This is a genomic window from Nocardioides sp. AE5, from assembly GCF_031844485.1.
In the GTDB taxonomy this organism is placed as follows: domain Bacteria; phylum Actinomycetota; class Actinomycetes; order Propionibacteriales; family Nocardioidaceae; genus Nocardioides.
Genome location: NZ_JAUZVI010000002.1, coordinates 74,950 through 90,653, shown reverse-complemented (window position 1 = coordinate 90,653; position 15,704 = coordinate 74,950). Strand labels below are relative to the sequence as shown.

17 protein-coding genes are annotated in these 15,704 nt (G+C 70.1%); all 17 read right to left on the bottom strand.

From position 1 onward, the window contains the following. Positions 1 to 14 precede the first annotated feature (14 nt). The 17 genes from Q9R27_RS03485 to lysA all read right to left on the bottom strand — a co-directional run bounded on the left by Q9R27_RS03485 (position 15) and on the right by lysA (position 15,698). Positions 15 to 827, bottom strand: a complete 813-nt coding sequence (locus Q9R27_RS03485) for a F0F1 ATP synthase subunit delta (RefSeq protein ID WP_311250945.1) — start codon at positions 825 to 827, stop codon at positions 15 to 17. Beyond that, positions 827 to 1,381 carry a F0F1 ATP synthase subunit B gene (locus tag Q9R27_RS03480; protein ID WP_311250944.1) on the bottom strand — a complete coding sequence of 185 codons (555 nt, stop codon included), beginning with the start codon at positions 1,379 to 1,381 and terminating at the stop codon, positions 827 to 829. Before Q9R27_RS03480 ends, Q9R27_RS03485 begins: the two co-directional genes overlap by 1 nt. Positions 1,382 to 1,418: 37 nt before the next feature. Then, positions 1,419 to 1,604, bottom strand: coding sequence for an ATP synthase F0 subunit C (atpE, locus tag Q9R27_RS03475; protein WP_174267494.1), 186 nt, complete (start codon positions 1,602 to 1,604; stop codon positions 1,419 to 1,421). A 92-nt stretch (positions 1,605 to 1,696) separates the two neighbouring features. Beyond that, positions 1,697 to 2,521, bottom strand: coding sequence for a F0F1 ATP synthase subunit A (gene atpB, locus Q9R27_RS03470; RefSeq protein ID WP_311250943.1), 825 nt, complete (start codon positions 2,519 to 2,521; stop codon positions 1,697 to 1,699). 25 nt (positions 2,522 to 2,546) lie between these two features. Continuing rightward, positions 2,547 to 2,801: an AtpZ/AtpI family protein gene (locus tag Q9R27_RS03465; protein WP_311250942.1), complete on the bottom strand. Its 255-nt coding sequence runs from the start codon at positions 2,799 to 2,801 to the stop codon at positions 2,547 to 2,549. A 30-nt stretch (positions 2,802 to 2,831) separates the two neighbouring features. Beyond that, positions 2,832 to 3,278, bottom strand: coding sequence for a hypothetical protein (locus tag Q9R27_RS03460; protein WP_311250941.1), 447 nt, complete (start codon positions 3,276 to 3,278; stop codon positions 2,832 to 2,834). A gap of 116 nt (positions 3,279 to 3,394) precedes the next feature. Next, entirely contained in the window at positions 3,395 to 4,534 is a 1,140-nt protein-coding gene (locus Q9R27_RS03455) for an MraY family glycosyltransferase (RefSeq protein ID WP_311250940.1), read from the bottom strand. Between the two features lie 9 nt (positions 4,535 to 4,543). After that, positions 4,544 to 5,197: an L-threonylcarbamoyladenylate synthase gene (locus tag Q9R27_RS03450; RefSeq protein WP_311250939.1), complete on the bottom strand. Its 654-nt coding sequence runs from the start codon at positions 5,195 to 5,197 to the stop codon at positions 4,544 to 4,546. Between the two features lie 5 nt (positions 5,198 to 5,202). After that, positions 5,203 to 6,066 carry a peptide chain release factor N(5)-glutamine methyltransferase gene (gene prmC, locus Q9R27_RS03445; RefSeq protein WP_311250938.1) on the bottom strand — a complete coding sequence of 288 codons (864 nt, stop codon included), beginning with the start codon at positions 6,064 to 6,066 and terminating at the stop codon, positions 5,203 to 5,205. Continuing rightward, a complete protein-coding gene (prfA, locus tag Q9R27_RS03440) occupies positions 6,063 to 7,136 on the bottom strand; it encodes a peptide chain release factor 1 (protein WP_311250937.1) in 1,074 nt (357 codons plus the stop codon). Before prfA ends, prmC begins: the two co-directional genes overlap by 4 nt. 84 nt (positions 7,137 to 7,220) lie before the next feature. Next, complete coding sequence (rpmE, locus tag Q9R27_RS03435; RefSeq protein ID WP_311250936.1) at positions 7,221 to 7,442, bottom strand: 50S ribosomal protein L31; 222 nt, start codon at positions 7,440 to 7,442, stop codon at positions 7,221 to 7,223. 188 nt (positions 7,443 to 7,630) lie between these two features. Continuing rightward, positions 7,631 to 8,884 carry a multidrug effflux MFS transporter gene (locus Q9R27_RS03430; RefSeq protein ID WP_311250935.1) on the bottom strand — a complete coding sequence of 418 codons (1,254 nt, stop codon included), beginning with the start codon at positions 8,882 to 8,884 and terminating at the stop codon, positions 7,631 to 7,633. Positions 8,885 to 8,945: 61 nt separating this feature from the next. Next, positions 8,946 to 10,775: a transcription termination factor Rho gene (rho, locus tag Q9R27_RS03425; RefSeq protein ID WP_311250934.1), complete on the bottom strand. Its 1,830-nt coding sequence runs from the start codon at positions 10,773 to 10,775 to the stop codon at positions 8,946 to 8,948. A gap of 189 nt (positions 10,776 to 10,964) precedes the next feature. Further along, complete coding sequence (gene thrB, locus Q9R27_RS03420) at positions 10,965 to 11,894, bottom strand: homoserine kinase (RefSeq protein WP_311250933.1); 930 nt, start codon at positions 11,892 to 11,894, stop codon at positions 10,965 to 10,967. Beyond that, complete coding sequence (gene thrC / locus Q9R27_RS03415; RefSeq protein ID WP_311250932.1) at positions 11,894 to 12,979, bottom strand: threonine synthase; 1,086 nt, start codon at positions 12,977 to 12,979, stop codon at positions 11,894 to 11,896. Before thrC ends, thrB begins: the two co-directional genes overlap by 1 nt. Next, positions 12,976 to 14,289, bottom strand: coding sequence for a homoserine dehydrogenase (locus Q9R27_RS03410; protein WP_311250931.1), 1,314 nt, complete (start codon positions 14,287 to 14,289; stop codon positions 12,976 to 12,978). The genes thrC and Q9R27_RS03410 overlap by 4 nt, the downstream gene beginning before the upstream one ends. Next, complete coding sequence (gene lysA, locus Q9R27_RS03405; protein ID WP_311250930.1) at positions 14,286 to 15,698, bottom strand: diaminopimelate decarboxylase; 1,413 nt, start codon at positions 15,696 to 15,698, stop codon at positions 14,286 to 14,288. Before lysA ends, Q9R27_RS03410 begins: the two co-directional genes overlap by 4 nt. Between the last annotated feature and the right edge of the window lie 6 nt (positions 15,699 to 15,704).

Here is a 15,704-nt window from a genome sequence, read left to right as displayed (position 1 = left end):
GCGCCGGGCTGGTGTCAGCCGGCGAGCTTGCGGCCGGCGTCGCTGAGCCGGCTGGAAACGGTGCCGTCGATGACGTCGTCGCCGATCTCCACACGGAGACCACCGATCACGTCCGGGTCGACGACCACGTTCAGGTGGATGGCACGACCGTACTGGCGCGAGAGCGCACCCTCCAGCCGCTGCCGGTCGGCATCGGACAGCGGGCGAGCCACCCGGACCTCGGCAACCGACTGGCCGTACGCCTCGGCAGCCACCTGCTGGTAGGCAGCCAGGGCAACCCCGACGGTGCGGTGGGTGCCGGCCAGGGACTGCTCGACCAGGTCGATCGTGGCCGGCAGCGCCTTGCCCTCCAGCAGGGCGCGGACCAGCGTGCCCTTGTCCTGCTGGGAACGGGCCGGGTCGGAGAGCGCGTCACGCAACTCGGGGTTGGTCTTCACCAACTGCCCCACCTCGAAGAGCTCGTCCGAGAGGCGACCGGCGTCATCACCGGCCGACTTCACGATGGCGAGCACGCCGAGCTGCTCCAATGCGTCGGCCAGGTCGCGCGGAGCGGTCCAGCGACGGCCCGAGGCGGCGCTGGCCAGGGCCACCACTGCCTCGGAGACCTTCGCCCCGAACACCTCGCGGACCAGGCCGACCTTCGCCTCGTCGGCCACCGACAGGTCGGTGACCACGCGACGCAGGCTCGCCTCGCTGCGGAGCACACCGGAGACCCCGAACAGCTCCTTGCCGACCTGGGCGGCACTGGCCGGGTCGCCGGCGAGCATCGAGTCCAGGTCGTCACGGAGTGCTGCGAAGGCACCGGCAGAAGCACCACGGAAGGACATCAGCGCGCCCCGTTCGCGGCACCGTCGGCCTCGAGCTCGGCCAGGAACCGCTCGACCACGCGGCTCTGGCGAGCCTCGTCGTCCAGGCTCTCGCCGACGATCCGGCCGGCCAGGCCAGTCGCCAGGGTGCCGACCTCGGCGCGGAGCGAGGTGACCGCCTGCTGGCGCTCCGCCTCGATCTGGGCCTTGCCGTGCTCGACGATGCGGTTGGACTCGGCCTGGGCCTGCTCCCGCATCTCCGCCACGATCGCCGCGCCCTGCTCGCGCGCTTCCTCACGGATGCGCGCGGCCTCGTGGCGGGCCTCGGCGAGCTGGGCGTCCAGCTCGGCGAGCTTGGCGTCTGCCTCGGCCTGCTTGGTCTCGGCCGCGGCCAGGCCGCCTTCGATCGCCGAGGTGCGCTCGGCGTACGTCGCCTCGAAGTTCGGCACGATCCACTTCTTCACGGCGAAGAAGAGGATCCCGAAGACGACGAGGGACAGCACCAGTTCGACCGGGTGGGGAATGAGCGGGTTCAGCTCATGACCCTCCGCGGCGACGATGGTCAGTGTCTGCATGGGCAGGTCCTTCTTCCGGGTCCTACTTCAGGCTGGGTCAGAGAACGAACGCGAGGGCGATACCGATGATCGCGAGCGCCTCAGCGAGCGCGAAGCCCAGGATGGCGATGGTCTGCAGGCGGCTCTGGGCCTCCGGCTGGCGCGCCACACCGTTGATGTAGGCGGCGAAGATCAGACCGATACCGATACCGGGGCCAATCGCAGCCAGACCGTAACCAATCATGTTGAGGTTGCCGTCCACGGCGGGGTTCCTTTCGGTTGTTTCCTTGCTGGAAAACTATGGGTGTTGGGTGTTGCAGTCTTGGGTGGAGCGGATCAGTGCTCGTCTGCCAGGGAGCCCTGGATGTACATGGCGTTCAGCAGCACGAAGACGTAGGCCTGCAGGAACTGGATCAGCAGTTCGAAGACCGTGACGATCGCGAAGAGCAGCCAGGCCAGGACGCCGGGGATCACGTAGGCGCCGCTCATCTCGACGATCAGGTACTGACCACCGAGCGCGAAGAGGATGAGCAGCATGTGGCCGGCGAACATGTTGCAGAACAGACGCAGGGCCAGGGTGACCGGGCGGACCAGGATGTTCGACATGAACTCCAGCGGCACCAGCAGCGGGTACATCACCGGGCTGACCCCGGACGGGACGCACATCAACTTCAGGTAGCCACCGAAGCCGTGCTTGCGGATCCCGACGTAGTTGTAGATCGCCCAACTGAGCAGCGCCAGCGAATAGACCAGACCGGACCTGGAGAAGGTCGGGAACTGGAAGAACGGGATGCTGCCCAGGAAGTTGTTGAACAGGATGAAGAAGAAGAGGGCGAACAGGTACGGCGTGAACCGCTGGAAGTCCTGGGACCCGATCAGGTCCCGGCCCATCGAGTTGCGCACGAAGCCATAGCCCGCCTCGCCGACGTACTGCAGGCGGCTGGGCACCATGGCGCGCTTGCGCGAGGCCGCCCAGAAGAGGAGGAAGACCACGCCAGCGACGATGACCAGCTGGATCATCGGCTTGGTGACCCCGAGGTAGTGCGTCTCGCCGAGGAACTCGAAGGTCTTGTCAGGGCCGATCGGGGGGAGGTTGAAGTCCCCCGGGCTCGGCGGCACGAAGCCGTCGGCGCGAAGATCGGACGTCGCGATCGAACTCACGGTGTCTCCTGTATCGGCAGCACTGCTACTTCTGGTCTGTGGACGGCTGTCTGAACCTGGCCCAGGTCATGTAGATCCCGAACACTGCCCCGAGCAGGATTCCGATCGCGACCAGGTACGTCGTACCGAGCCAGCGATCCAGACCCCAGCCGAGCGCTCCGTAGACGAACACGCCGGAGACCAGGTATCCGAACGCGTGCCATGGATCGCCCTTGGGCTGATCGGTGGTCGATTCGGGAGAACTGCCGGTGTGCTCGGTGGGAGGTTTCTGCTGAGCCATCGCGCACCGGACAATAGCAGCCCTGCGGCCTCATCGCGCACTCGCATCGGTCAGGTCGTACGCCGGCAGGCGCAAACGGGTGGTCAGCACGATCTGGGCACCCAGCCAGAGCAGCGTCCCGACGATCACCACGCCGGCGAGCCAGCGCGCGTCGACCGGTCCGTCGAGGGCGCCGGAGCGGCTCATGGCCAGGAACACGAGCCCCATCAGCACCACCTGCAACAGGTAGGTGAGCATCGCGATCAGCAGCGACATCGAGGGCATCACCTGTGCCACCACGGAGACGACGTACGTGCCGCCACCGAGGACGACCAGCACCAGGAGCGTGCCAGCCAGGGCACCCCAGGCAGCCGACGAGCCGGCGGCGAACGCGCCGACGAGCGTGGCGACCAGTCCGATCGCGAGGGTGGAGGCCGAGACGAGGAGGAGCACGGAGGCGCCGGTGCGGGCACTCGCGGGCTGCAACTCGGTCGTCATCACGGCGGCCGTTCCTCTAGGGGTCAAGAAGCGCTCGGAAAGCGCTTGTGAAAGTTAGCACAAGCGCCCCCCGCTCCCCCAAACCGGGGTCGCCGCGACCGCCCAGCAGGCCCGGATCAGCGGCCGGCCGGCACCTCGACGTCGCCGCCCTTCATCCGCGGCACCAGGAAGGTGAGCGCCATCGTCACCAGCAGCCAGACGGTGACCACCACCCAGGTCAGGCCACTGGAATAGAGGCTGATCAGCACGGTGCCGAAGCCGATCAGGCTGGCCCACAGCCACAGGATCAGCACGGCGCGACCGTGCGAGTGGCCGATCTCCAGCATCCGGTGGTGCAGGTGCTGCTTGTCGGGGTGGTAGAACATCTGGCCGCGCGCGGTACGCCGCACCACCGCCAGGACCAGGTCCGCGAACGGCACGACCAGGATCGACAGCGGCACGATGATCGGCAGCAGGGTGGGCACCAGGCTCGCGTCCGAGCCGCCACCGCCCTGGGTGACATCAGTGACCGAGAACTGCCCGGAGAGGGTGAGCGCCGAGGCGGAGAGGACCAGCCCCAGCAGCATCGAGCCACTGTCGCCCATGAAGAGCCGGGCCGGATAGAAGTTGTGCGGCAGGAAGCCCGCGCAGGCACCACCGAGGGCCGCACAGAGCAGGGCGCCGGTGACTGCCAGCGACTGTCCGTTGAGGTTCGCGATCTGGTAGCAGAAGAGGAAGAAGGCGATCGCGCCCAGCCCGACCACGCCAGCGGCCAGCCCGTCCAGTCCGTCGACGAAGTTGACCGCGTTGACGGTCGCGACGACGGTGAAGACGGTGAGCAGGGCGGCCTGGGACGGGTCGAGGGCGAACTGCCCGTCCCCGGGCGCCGGGAAGAAGCGGTATTGCACGCCGAACCCGATCAGGAAGCCGGCCGCGAGCACCTGGCCGCCCAGTTTGGTCAGGGCGTCGATCTCGTAGAGGTCGTCGAGCACCCCGACCATGCAGATCAGCGCCCCGGCCACCAGCACCACCCCGGCGTCGCGGAAGACGTTCGGGGAACTCAGCGACAAGAAGGGCAACTGGCGGGCGACGAAGTAGGCAGCGACCAGGCCACCGAGCATGGCCAGCCCGCCGAAGTAGGGAATCGGGATCACGTGCACGTCACGGTCGCGGACCTGGGCGACGGCCTTGGTCCGGATCGCGAACTCGCGGGCGAGCACGGTGAGCAGATAGGTCACCGAGCCCGCGACCAGGAAGACGAGGAGGTATTCCCGCACCGGGCCCCCTCAGCCCTCGTCCACGAGGGTCACCCCGAATGGTTCGAGCGCCTCGTTCAGCTCGGCCAGGGAGAGCGCTCCGCGGCGCAGGATCCGCCCCTGGGGCCCGGTCGCATCCACGATGGTGGACGGCTCGGCGCCGCTGGAGGGACCTGCGTCGACGACCACGGCGACCGCGCCGCCGAGCATCTCTTCCGCGGCCTCGGCGGTGCTGGCGGCCGGCTCGCCGGTGACGTTCGCGGAGCTGACGGCCAGCGGACCGGTCCGTTCCAGGAGTGCCAGCGCGACCGGGTGGTCGGGCATCCGCACCGCGACGGTCCCCCGGGTGTCACCCAGGTCCCACTGCAGGGAGGGCTGCTGGTGGCACACGATGGTCAGCGGGCCGGGCCAGAACGCCTCGACCAGGGTCCGGGCGTACGCCGGGACGTCGGTGGTCAGCGCGTCCAGGGTGGTCTGCGCGCTGATCAGGACCGGCGGGGGCATGTCGCGTCCCCGGCCCTTGGCGGCGAGCAGGGCGGCCACCGCGGCCGGGTCGAACGCATCGGCGCCCAGGCCGTAGACCGTGTCGGTGGGCAGCACGACGAGCTCGCCACGGCGTACTGCGACGGTGGCGGCCTCGACGGCAGCCTCCAGTTCGGCCTCGTCCGCGGTCGGGTAGCGCATGGGACTCATCGTGCCAGCCGCGCCGTCAGGTAGCGCGCACGACCTGCCAGGTCGAGATGGTCGCGTACGTCGCTCCACCGACCGGCGTCGACGAAGACCTGCGGCGCCGCCAGCCCCTGGACGTCGGCATGCTCGGCACCGACAACCCCGCGCGGGCGGAGCAGGACAGCGGCGCGGCGCTCGAGCACCCGCATCGCATCCAGCCCGTCGTCGCCGGAGAAGAGGGCCAGGTGCGGGTCGTGGTCGCGGGCCTCGGCGGCCACGGTTTCCCATGCCTCGAGCGGGATGTACGGCGGGTTGCAGACCACCACGTCGACGGTTCCGGCCAGGTCGTCGAACGCGTCGGCCATGTCCCCGTGGCGCAACTCGACCCCGGTGCCGGCCAGGTTCTGCGTCGCCCACGCGTGCGCGCCCTCGTCGAGCTCCACGGCGTACACCCGGGCCTCGGGGACCTCCTGGGCGAGTGAGCGGGCGATCGCCCCCGAGCCGGTGCACAGGTCGACCACGACCGGGGCGCGCCCGCTTTCGCCGAGCACCTGTTGTGCGGCCTCGATGGCCCAGCCGGCCAGCAGTTCGGTCTCCGGGCGCGGGACGAAGACGCCGGGGCCTACCTTGAGCTCGGTGTGCCGGAAGCCGGCCAGGCCGGTGAGGTGTTGCAGTGGCTCGCGGGCGGCGCGGCGCTCGACCAGTGCCCCGAACTCGGCGACCTGGTCGGCTCCCGGGTCGTCGACCAAGGGCAGCCGGGAGCGCGTGGTGCCCAGCACGTGGGCCAGGAGTTCGGCGGCGTCGTGGTCGGGACTGGCGACCCCGGACTCCTCCAGCCGGCTCGCGGCATCGCGGAGCACGGCACTGACCCTGCGACTGCTCATGACTCCAGCGCCTCCAGCCGGGCGGCCAGATCGGCCTGGACACAACTGTCGATCACCGGCCCGAGGTCACCGTCCAGGACGGCGTCAAGGTTGTAGGCCTTGTAGCCGGTGCGGTGGTCGGAGATCCGGTTCTCCGGGTAGTTGTAAGTGCGGATCCGCTCGGAGCGGTCCACCGTGCGCACCTGCGACTTGCGGGCCTCGCTGGCCTCGGCCATCGCCTCCTCCTCGGCCGCAGCCAGGAGGCGTGCGCGCAGGATCCGCAGCGCGGACTCCTTGTTCTGCAGTTGCGACTTCTCGTTCTGGCAACTGACCACGATCCCGGTCGGCAGGTGGGTGATTCGCACCGCCGAGTCGGTCGTGTTGACGCTCTGGCCGCCGGGTCCGCTGGAGCGGAAGACGTCGACGCGCAGGTCGTTCTCGTCGACCTCGACGTCGACCTGCTCGGCCTCGGGCAGGACCAGCACCCCGGCTGCAGAGGTGTGCACGCGCCCCTGCGACTCGGTGACCGGGACCCGCTGGACCCGGTGCACCCCGCCCTCGAACTTGAGCAGTGCGTACGGCGCCTCGCCGGGCTCCGGGGTGCCCTTCGCCTTCACCGCGACGGTCACCGACTTGTAGCCGCCCAGGTCGGAGGCGGTCGCGTCCAGGATCTCCAGCGACCAGCCGCGCTGCTCGCCGTGGCGGGTGTACATCCGCAGCAGGTCACCGGCGAAGAGGGCCGACTCCTCGCCGCCCTCCCCCGACTTCAGTTCCAGGATCGCGTCCTTGGCGTCGCTCGGGTCGCGCGGCACCAGCAGGTGGCGCAGGCGCTCGGCGACCGCCGTACGCCGTTCCTCGATCGCCTCGGCCTCGTCGGCGAAGGAGGCGTCCTCACCGGCCAGTTCGCGGGCCGCCTCGGCGTCGTCGCCGAGTTGCTGCCACTCGTGCCAGGTCCGCACGATCGCCGAGAGTTCGGCGTACCGCTGGTTCAGCCGCTTGGCCAGGCGCTGGTCGGCATGGGTCTCCGGCTCGGCGAGTCGTTGCTCCACGTCGGCATGCTCGGCCGCCAGGCCCTCCACTGCCTCGAACACCCAGAACCTCCCCTTGCCGACCGATTGATGCCAAATGGACAGCGCCGGTCACCCGCGTGGGCGGGGACCGGCGCTGTGGAGAAGCTACTTCTTGGCGTCAGCCTTCTTGGCGTAGCGGGCCTCGAAGCGGGCGACGCGACCACCGGTGTCAAGGATCTTCTGCTTGCCGGTGTAGAACGGGTGGCACGCGGAGCAGACGTCGGCGCGAATGATGCCGTCGGTCTTGGTGCTGCGCGTGGTGAACGTGTTGCCGCAGGTGCAGCTGACCTGGGTCTCCACGTATTCGGGGTGGATGTCCTTCTGCATGGTGTCCTCACTTCAGGGTCGCCGGGTCGCTCCCGCCGGATGCGGACGCGTGAACCGGAACCAGCGCACAAGTGTGCCACTGCGGTCAACGCGCGCGCCAATCGGGACATTCCCGCGACGCACATGCACCGAATCGGCCCCGAAATCTCGCGCGCAGGGGCCGATCGGGTGCACCTGCACCGTTGCGTTCAGGCGAAGGTGCGCACCTGTTCGTCGCGGCGGACCACGAAGACCATCAGCGCCAGGGCGGTGAGCACGACCGACGCCATCACCACGCCCATCGGGACGGTGGTGACGCTGTCGAAGAGCCCGACCACCGGCGCCACCGCTCCCCCGATGCCGAATTGCAGGAAGCCCAGCACCGCGGCCGCGGAACCGGCCGCCTCACCGTGGCGGTTCAGCGCCAGCGCCGGGACGTTCGGCGAGACCAGGCCGTTGCAGGCCAGCACCACGACCAGGGGCACCACCGCACCGGCGATGCCGCCCACGCCCGTCGCACCGAGGACGACCAGGGACGTCGAGGCCAGGGCGGAGACGACCATGGCTGCGGTCATCACGTCCATGATCCGCCAGCGGCGCAGCAGGGTGGGGTTGACCTGGGTGGCGGTGATCAGCGCCAGCGCGTTGAGCCCGAAGATGACCGCGAACTGCTGCTCGCTGGCGCCGAATCCGTCCTGGAAGACATAGGAACTCCCGGCGATGTAACTGAACATCGCGGCCATCATCAGCCCACCGATCAGGGCCACGGCCAGGAAGGCGCGGTCCGCCAGCAACGAGCGGTAGGTGGCCAGGCTGGCCCGCACCCGGGCCGGGCGGCGTCGCGCGGGCGGCAGTGTCTCGCGCAACGCGAACAGGGCAAGGGTGACCAGTGCGAGCGCGACCACGGCCAGGACCCCGAAGATCCCGCGCCAGTCCGACCAGCGCAGCACCTGGCTGCCCAGGGTCGGGGCCAGCATCGGCGCCGCACCCATCACCAGCATCAACCGGGACATGGTCCGGGCCACCTCGATGCCCGCGAACTGGTCACGCACCATCGCCATCGCGGTGACCGTCACGGCGGCGCCGGCGAACCCCTGCACGATCCGTACGCCGGCCAGCACCTCCACCGACGGCGCCAGCAGGCACAGCACCGAGGCCAGTGCGTGCACGCTAAGGCCGACGACCAGGGGGCGCTTGCGCCCGAAGGCATCCGAGAGGGGGCCGATCACCAACTGCCCGAACGCCAGGCCGAGCAGCATGCCGGTGAGGGTCAACTGCACCTGCGACTCGGCAGCGGTGAACTCGTCACTGATCTCCGGGAAGGCCGGGAGATACATGTCGATGCTGAGTGGGCCCAGCGAGATCAACAGGCCCAGGACCAGGACGACCTGGAACCGACGCGGCGGGGCCTCGAGCGTCGTCGGTGCCACGGCGGCGGTCTGTGTCGGGAGGGACTGTGTCACGACCCTCGTCAACCGCCGGTCACCCGGTTTTGTTCCCGGGTGCCTTCTTCCCGACCGTGCGTCAGCGACTGGCTCCGTCGCGCTGCCACTGCATCAGGAACTCGACGTTGCTCTGCGACCCGGAGAGGCGCTCGCGCAGGAAGTCCAGCCCCTCCCGACCACCGAGGCCGGCGACGTGGCTGCGCAGCGTCCTGATCAGGCCGATCTCCTGGTCGCCGAGCAACAGGTCCTCGCGGTGCGTGCCCGAGGAGGCCAGGTCGATCGCCGGCAGGCTGCGCGGCTCGGTGTGGTCACCGAGCAGCCGGATCTCGGCGTTGCCCGCGGCCTGGATCTCCTCCAGGATCGCTTCGTCCATCTGCGATCCGCTGTCGACCAGGGCCGTGGCCAGGATGGTCAGGGAGCCGCCGTTCTCGACGTTCCGCGCGGCGCCGAAGAACTTCTTCGGCGGGTGCAGGGAGGCGGCGTCCACGCCGCCGGAGAGGACACGGCCGCTGGCCGGGTTGGCCATCGTGTAGGCGCGGCCGAGGCGGGTGATCCCGTCGAGGAGCACCACCACGTCATGGCCCAGTTCGACCAGTCGCTTGGCCCGCTCGATGGCGAGTTCGGCCAGCGTGGTGTGGTCCAGGGCGGGGCGGTCCAGGGTCGAGGCGATCACCTCGCCCTTGATGGAGCGCTGGAAGTCGGTGACCTCCTCGGGGCGCTCGTCGACCAGGACCACCATCAGGTGGCACTCCGGGTTGTTGGTGCTGATCGAGTGGGCCACCGACCGGAGCAGGGTGGTCTTCCCGGCCCGCGCCGGGGAGACCACGAGTGCCCGCTGGCCCTTGCCGAGCGGTGCGGCGAGGTCGATCAACCTGCCGGTCACGTCGCTGGCCGTGGTCTCCATCCGGAGCCGCTCGGAGGGGTGGACCGCGGTCAGCTTGTCGAAGTCGGCCCGCTCGGCCATCGCCTCGGGGTCGGCCCCGTTGACGGCATCGATGCGCACCATCGGGTTGAACTTCTCGCGGCGCTCACCCTCGCGGGGCTGGCGGACCTGGCCGACCACGGCGTCACCGCGGCGCAGGCCGTGCTTGCGCACCATCGAGAGCGAGACGTAGACGTCGTCAGGGCCGGCCAGGTAGCCGCTGGTGCGCACGAACGCGTAGTTGTCGAGCACGTCCAGGATGCCCGCAGCGGGGACCAGGACGTCGTCGTCGAGGATGGTGGTGTCCGGCTCGTTGCGGTTGCCCCGCCCGGTGCGGTCGCGCCCGCGGCGACGCCGGCTGCGGCCCGAGCCCTCGTCGTCCCCGCCGTCGTGCTGCTGCTTGTCGTTCTGGGCCTGCTTGTCGCCCTGGGCCTGGTTGTCGTTCTGGTTGCGCTGCTGCTTGCCCTGGCCGGAGCGACCCTTCTCGTTCTGCTGCTGCTTGTCGCCCTGGGCCTGCTTGTCGTTCTGCTGCTTGTCACCCTGGCTGGACTGCTGCTTCTCGTTCTGGCCCTGGTTCGACTGCTGCTGGTCCTGCTTCTGGTCGCGGTTGCGGTTCCGGGTGCGGTTGCGGCCCTCGTCGCCCTGGCCGGCGGCTGGCGCCTGGTCGTCGCGGGTTTGGCCCTCGCGTGCCTGGCCCTCGTTCGCCTTGGGCTCGCCAGCCTTGGCCGGGGCCCGGTCAACCTCACCCTGCTTGGCCCGATCCTGCTGCGCCTCGACCTTCGGAGCACCGGACGGCTTGCCACCGGACTGGGCCGCCTTGATCGCAGCGACCAGGTCGGCCTTCTTCATCCGGGCCGCTCCGCTGATCCCGAGCCCGCCAGCCATCGCCTTCAGGTCCGCCAGCAGCATGGCGTTCAGCCCGCCACCGCGCTTCTTCGCCGCGGGTGCGTCGGCCGTGGGGGTGGTCGGTTCAGGGGATTCGCTCACGTGAGGTCCTTGCCTGCTCGTGGCTCCCGTTCGGCCGGTCGACGATGCGACGCAGACGCGGGCCGATGTGGGAGGGATGTGTTGGAGAGTTCCGCATCCGAGGGTCAGAACCACGGATGCCTGCGCCGGATGATCATGGCGCAGCAGCGACCCTAGCACCCACCGAGGCGCCGTTCACGGGGCGGTTCTTCAGCCCAGGACCTCGACGCCACGCGTGGCCAGGTCCAGGGGCATGGCCTGCCATCCCGGCGGGCACTGCTCGAGCAGCACCCGCGGCCCGGGTGACCAGTCGCTCAGCGGTTGCATCGGCCCGTCGGTGAAGGCCAGCACCGTGGGCCCGGCGCCCGAGACGATGGCCGGGTGGCCCGCGGCACGCAACCGGTGGACCAGTTCCAGTGACTCCGGCATCGCGGCCGCGCGGTAGTCCTGGTGCAGGTAGTCGCGGGTGGCCAGCAGCAGCATCTCCGGGCGCGAGGCCAGGCTGGCCACCAGCAGCGCTGCCCGGCCGGCGTTGGCCGCGGCATCGGCATGCGGCACCGTCGAGGGCAACAATCCCCGGGCGGTCTCGGTGGCCAACGGGATCGGAGGGATGAAGACGACGGCCGAGATGCGCGGATCGAGGGCCGAGTTCGTAGCGAACCAGGCACCGTCCTGCTCGCCGGAGATGACGAAGCCGCCGAACCAGGCCGGCGCCACGTTGTCCGGGTGACCCTCCATGCCCGCGGCCAGTTCGAATGCAGCGGTGTCGTCCATCAGCAACATCCCGCCAGCGACGAGCGCCCGGGCCAGGGCGATCCCCCCGACGATCGCTGCGGAAGAGGAACCCAGTCCCCTGCCGTGCGGGATGACGTTGCGACAGACCAGGCGCAGGCCCGGCGGATCGGCATGCATCGCCGCGAAGGCCGCGCGCATCGCCCGCACCACCAGGTGCGACTCGTCGCGCGGCACGTCCTGGCTTCCGCTCCCCTCGACCACGACCTCCAGCCCGCCGTCTGTGACCTGGGCGGTCAATTCGTCGCGCAGGGCGAGGGCGAGGCCGAGCGCGTCGAAGCCAGGGCCGAGGTTGGCGGAGGTGGCCGGGACCGAGACGCTCACCTCACCGTCGACGAACCGTGCCATCAGGTGAGACCGGCTGCCGCAGCGGCGTCCTCAACACTCACGTCCACCACGTTGTCCACCACGTCGCCGAAGCCCTCCAGCGCGGTGACGGTGTCCTTGAGGCCGTGGCCGGTGACCGTGATGACCACGGTCTTGCCGGCGTACGACTCCCCGCGCTCGAGGTCCTGCAGCAGGCCGGCGATGCCGGCTGCCGAGGCGGGCTCGACGAAGACGCCGTCGTTGCTGGAGAGCTGGAACTGGGCGGCGAGGATCTGCTCGTCGGTGACCGAGGCGAAGCGCCCGTGCGACTCGGCGGCCGCGGCCTCGGCCAGCTTCCACGAGGCCGGGTTGCCGATCCGGATCGCGGTCGCCTTGGTCTCCGGGTTCGGGAACGGCTTGCCGGTGACCAGCGGCGAGGCACCCTCGGCCTGGTAGGCGCGCATCACCGGGCGCTTGGTGGCGCGCCCCAGGTCGGCGTACTGCTTGTAGCCCAGCCAGTACGCCGAGATGTTGCCGGCGTTGCCGACCGGGAGCAGGTGGTAGTCCGGTGCGTCACCGAGGCGGTCGATCACCTCGAAGGAGGCGGTCTTCTGGCCCTCCAGGCGCATCGGGTTGACCGAGTTGACCAGGGCCACCGGATAGTCCTCGGCCAGGCCGCGGGAGAGCGTGAGGCAGTCGTCGAAGTTGCCGCGGACCATGATCACCTGGGCACCGTGCATGATCGCCTGGGCCATCTTGCCCGCGGAGATCTTGCCCTCGGGCACCAGCACGATCGGCTTGATCCTGGCCTTGGCGGCATAGGCCGACATCGATGCCGACGTGTTGCCGGTGGAGGCGCAGACGACGGCCTTGGCGCCCTGGTGGACGGCGACGGAAAGGGCCGTGGTCATCCCGCGGTCCTTGAACGACCCGGTCGGGTTGTTGCCCTCGACCTTGAGCCAGATGCTGCCGCCGGTGACCTCGGAGAGCCACAGCGACTCGACCAGGGGCGTGCCGCCCTCACCCAGGGTCACGGCAGGCGTGTCCTGCGGGATGTCGAGGAGTTCGCGATATTCCTCGATCACGCCACGCCACTGGTGGCGGGGGGCGGCATCGGTGCCGGTCATTCGTTCGTCCCTTCCACGCGCATCACCGAGGTGACCTCGCGAACCATGTCCATCTCCTGCAGCGCCTCGACCGTGGCGCGCAACTGTGCATCGGTGGCCCGGTGCGAGACCACGACCAACTGGGCATCGGCGCCCCGGCCCTCCTGGCGCACCGTCTGGATCGAGACGCCGTGCTCGGCGAAGGCGGTGGCCACCGCGGCCAGCACGCCGGCCTTGTCCTCGACGTCGATGCCGACGTGATAGCGGGTCAGCGTCTCCCCCATCGGCAGCACCACCCGGTCGGCGTACGCCGACTCCCCCGGGCCCTGGGTCTGGTTGACCCGGTTGCGGGCGGCGGTGACCAGGTCACCGAGGACGGCCGATGCGGTCGGCGATCCGCCGGCGCCGGGGCCGTAGAACATCAACTGGCCCGCGGCCTCCGACTCGACGAAGACCGCGTTGTAGGCCTCGCGCACCGAGGCCAGCGGGTGGCTGAGCGGGATCATCGCCGGGTGCACCCGGGCCGAGACCGCCCCGTCACGCAACTCGCAGATTGCCAGCAGCTTCACCACCGACTTCATCTCGCGCGCCGAGGCGACGTCGGCGGCGGTGACGTCGGCAATGCCCTCGCGGTAGACGTCGGCGGCACCGACCCGGGTGTGGAAGGCCAGGCTGGCCAGGATGGCGGCCTTGGCCGCGGCATCGAACCCCTCGACGTCGGCAGTCGGGTCCGCCTCGGCGTACCCGAGCTCCTGGGCCTCCTCGAGCGCCTCGGAGAAGCCGGCACCGGTGGTGTCCATCTTGTCGAGGATGAAGTTGGTGGTGCCGTTGACGATGCCCAGCACCCGGGTGACCCGGTCGCCGGCCAGCGACTCGCGCAGGGGGCGCAGGATCGGGATGGCACCGGCGACCGCGGCCTCGTAGAAGAGGTCACGCCCCGCCTTCTCGGCCGCCTCGAAGAGGGTCGGGCCGTCCTCGGCGACCAGCGCCTTGTTCGCCGTCACCACCGAGGCGCCGTGCTCCAGCGCGGAGAGGATCAGGCCACGGGCCGGCTCGATCCCGCCGATCACCTCGATGACCAGGTCCAGGTCGCCGCGGGCGACGAGCGCGTCGGCATCCGTGGTGAGCAGGCCCTCGGGCACCTCGACCTCGCGGGGCGCGTCCAGGCGACGTACGGCGACGGCGACCAGGTCCACCCGTGCACCGATCCGGGCGGCCAGGTCGTCGGCCTGGGTGGTGAGCAGGCGCACCACCTGGGAACCCACCGAACCGCACCCGAGGACGGCCACCTTCAGCCGCTTCGCGTCCTCACCCTGTCCTGCCTGACTCACTGCACTGCTCCCATGTCGGTTGCCAGAAGATCGTCCTCAGTCTCCCGTCGGACGATGATTCGCGCGACTCCGTCCCGCACAGCGATCACCGGCGGACGCAGCGCGTGGTTGTAGTTGCTCGACATCGAGCGACAGTAGGCGCCCGTGCCGGGCACCGCGACCAGGTCACCGGGCGCGATGTCCGCGGGGAGGAACTCGTCCTTGACCACGATGTCACCCGACTCGCAGTGCCGCCCGACCACGCGGGCCAGCAGCGGCGGCGCGTCCGAGCGTCGCGAGGCCAGGGTCGCCGAGTAGTCGGCGTCGTACAGCGCGGTGCGGATGTTGTCGCTCATCCCGCCGTCGACGCTGACATACGTACGCCGTGCCCCGCCGTCGAGGGCGACCTCCTTGACGGTGCCCACCTCATACACGGTGCAGGTGCTCGGGCCGGCGATGGCGCGGCCCGGCTCGATGGAGAGCCGCGGTGCCGCGATGCCCAGGTCGCTGCACTCGCGCGCCACGATGGCGAGCATCTCCGCGGCCAGCCGCTCCGGCGTGGACGGGTCGTCCTGGGTGGTGTAGGCGATGCCGAACCCCCCACCCAGGTCCATCTCCGGCGGCTCCACGCCCAACTCGGAGATGATCCGGGCGTGCAGGGCCAGGACGCGGCGGGCGGCCACCTCGAAGCCCGCGGAATCGAAGATCTGGCTGCCGATGTGGCTGTGCAGCCCGAGCAGTTCCAGGCCCGGGGCGGCCAGCACCCGGCGTACGGCCTCGAAGGCGTCGCCGGAGGTGATCGAGAAGCCGAACTTCTGGTCCTCGTGGGCAGTGGCGATGAACTCGTGGGTGTGTGCCTCGACACCGGCGGTGACCCGCACCATCACCCGGGCGCGCTTCCCGGTCTGCTCGACCAGGGCGGCCAGGCGCTCGATCTCGTGGAAGGAGTCGACCACGATCCGCCCGACGCCCAGGTCGAGTGCGCGGGCCAGCTCGGGAACCGTCTTGTTGTTGCCGTGGTAGCCGATCCGGGCGGGGTCCACCCCGGCGCGGATCGCCACGCTCAGTTCACCGTTGGAGCAGACGTCGAGGCAGAGCCCCTCCTCGACGATCCACCGGGCGACGGTGGTGCACAGGAATGCCTTGCCGGCGTAGTAGACGTCCCATCCGGCCTGGTCGGAGAAGGCGTCGCGGAAGGCGCGGGCGCGGGCCCGGAAGTCTGCCTCGTCCAGCACGTACGCCGCGGACCCGTGCTCGGCGACCAGGTCGCGCAGGTCCACTCCCCCGACGACCAGGGCGCCGTCGTCGTTCTTGTGCGCGGTGCTCGACCAGAGGTGCTGGACCAGCGCGTTGGTGTCCTCGGGCACCTGCAGCCAGGACGGGCCGCGGGCTCCCTGGGCATGGGCCCACCCTGCTTCGTGTGCGTGCATCCTCAG

Excerpts from the sequence above, each read along its gene's own strand:
- Q9R27_RS03460 (WP_311250941.1), bottom strand. The coding sequence starts at position 3,278 with ATGACGACCGAGTTGCAGCCCGCGAGTGCCCGCACCGGCGCCTCCGTG.
- Q9R27_RS03465 (WP_311250942.1), bottom strand. The coding sequence starts at position 2,801 with ATGGCTCAGCAGAAACCTCCCACCGAGCACACCGGCAGTTCTCCCGAA.
- thrB (WP_311250933.1), bottom strand. The coding sequence starts at position 11,894 with ATGGCACGGTTCGTCGACGGTGAGGTGAGCGTCTCGGTCCCGGCCACC.
- thrC (WP_311250932.1), bottom strand. The coding sequence starts at position 12,979 with ATGACCGGCACCGATGCCGCCCCCCGCCACCAGTGGCGTGGCGTGATC.
- atpE (WP_174267494.1), bottom strand. The coding sequence starts at position 1,604 with ATGATTGGTTACGGTCTGGCTGCGATTGGCCCCGGTATCGGTATCGGT.
- lysA (WP_311250930.1), bottom strand. The coding sequence starts at position 15,698 with ATGCACGCACACGAAGCAGGGTGGGCCCATGCCCAGGGAGCCCGCGGC.
- Q9R27_RS03450 (WP_311250939.1), bottom strand. The coding sequence starts at position 5,197 with ATGCGCTACCCGACCGCGGACGAGGCCGAACTGGAGGCTGCCGTCGAG.
- prmC (WP_311250938.1), bottom strand. The coding sequence starts at position 6,066 with ATGAGCAGTCGCAGGGTCAGTGCCGTGCTCCGCGATGCCGCGAGCCGG.
- Q9R27_RS03480 (WP_311250944.1), bottom strand. The coding sequence starts at position 1,381 with ATGCAGACACTGACCATCGTCGCCGCGGAGGGTCATGAGCTGAACCCG.
- Q9R27_RS03485 (WP_311250945.1), bottom strand. The coding sequence starts at position 827 with ATGTCCTTCCGTGGTGCTTCTGCCGGTGCCTTCGCAGCACTCCGTGAC.
- rpmE (WP_311250936.1), bottom strand. The coding sequence starts at position 7,442 with ATGCAGAAGGACATCCACCCCGAATACGTGGAGACCCAGGTCAGCTGC.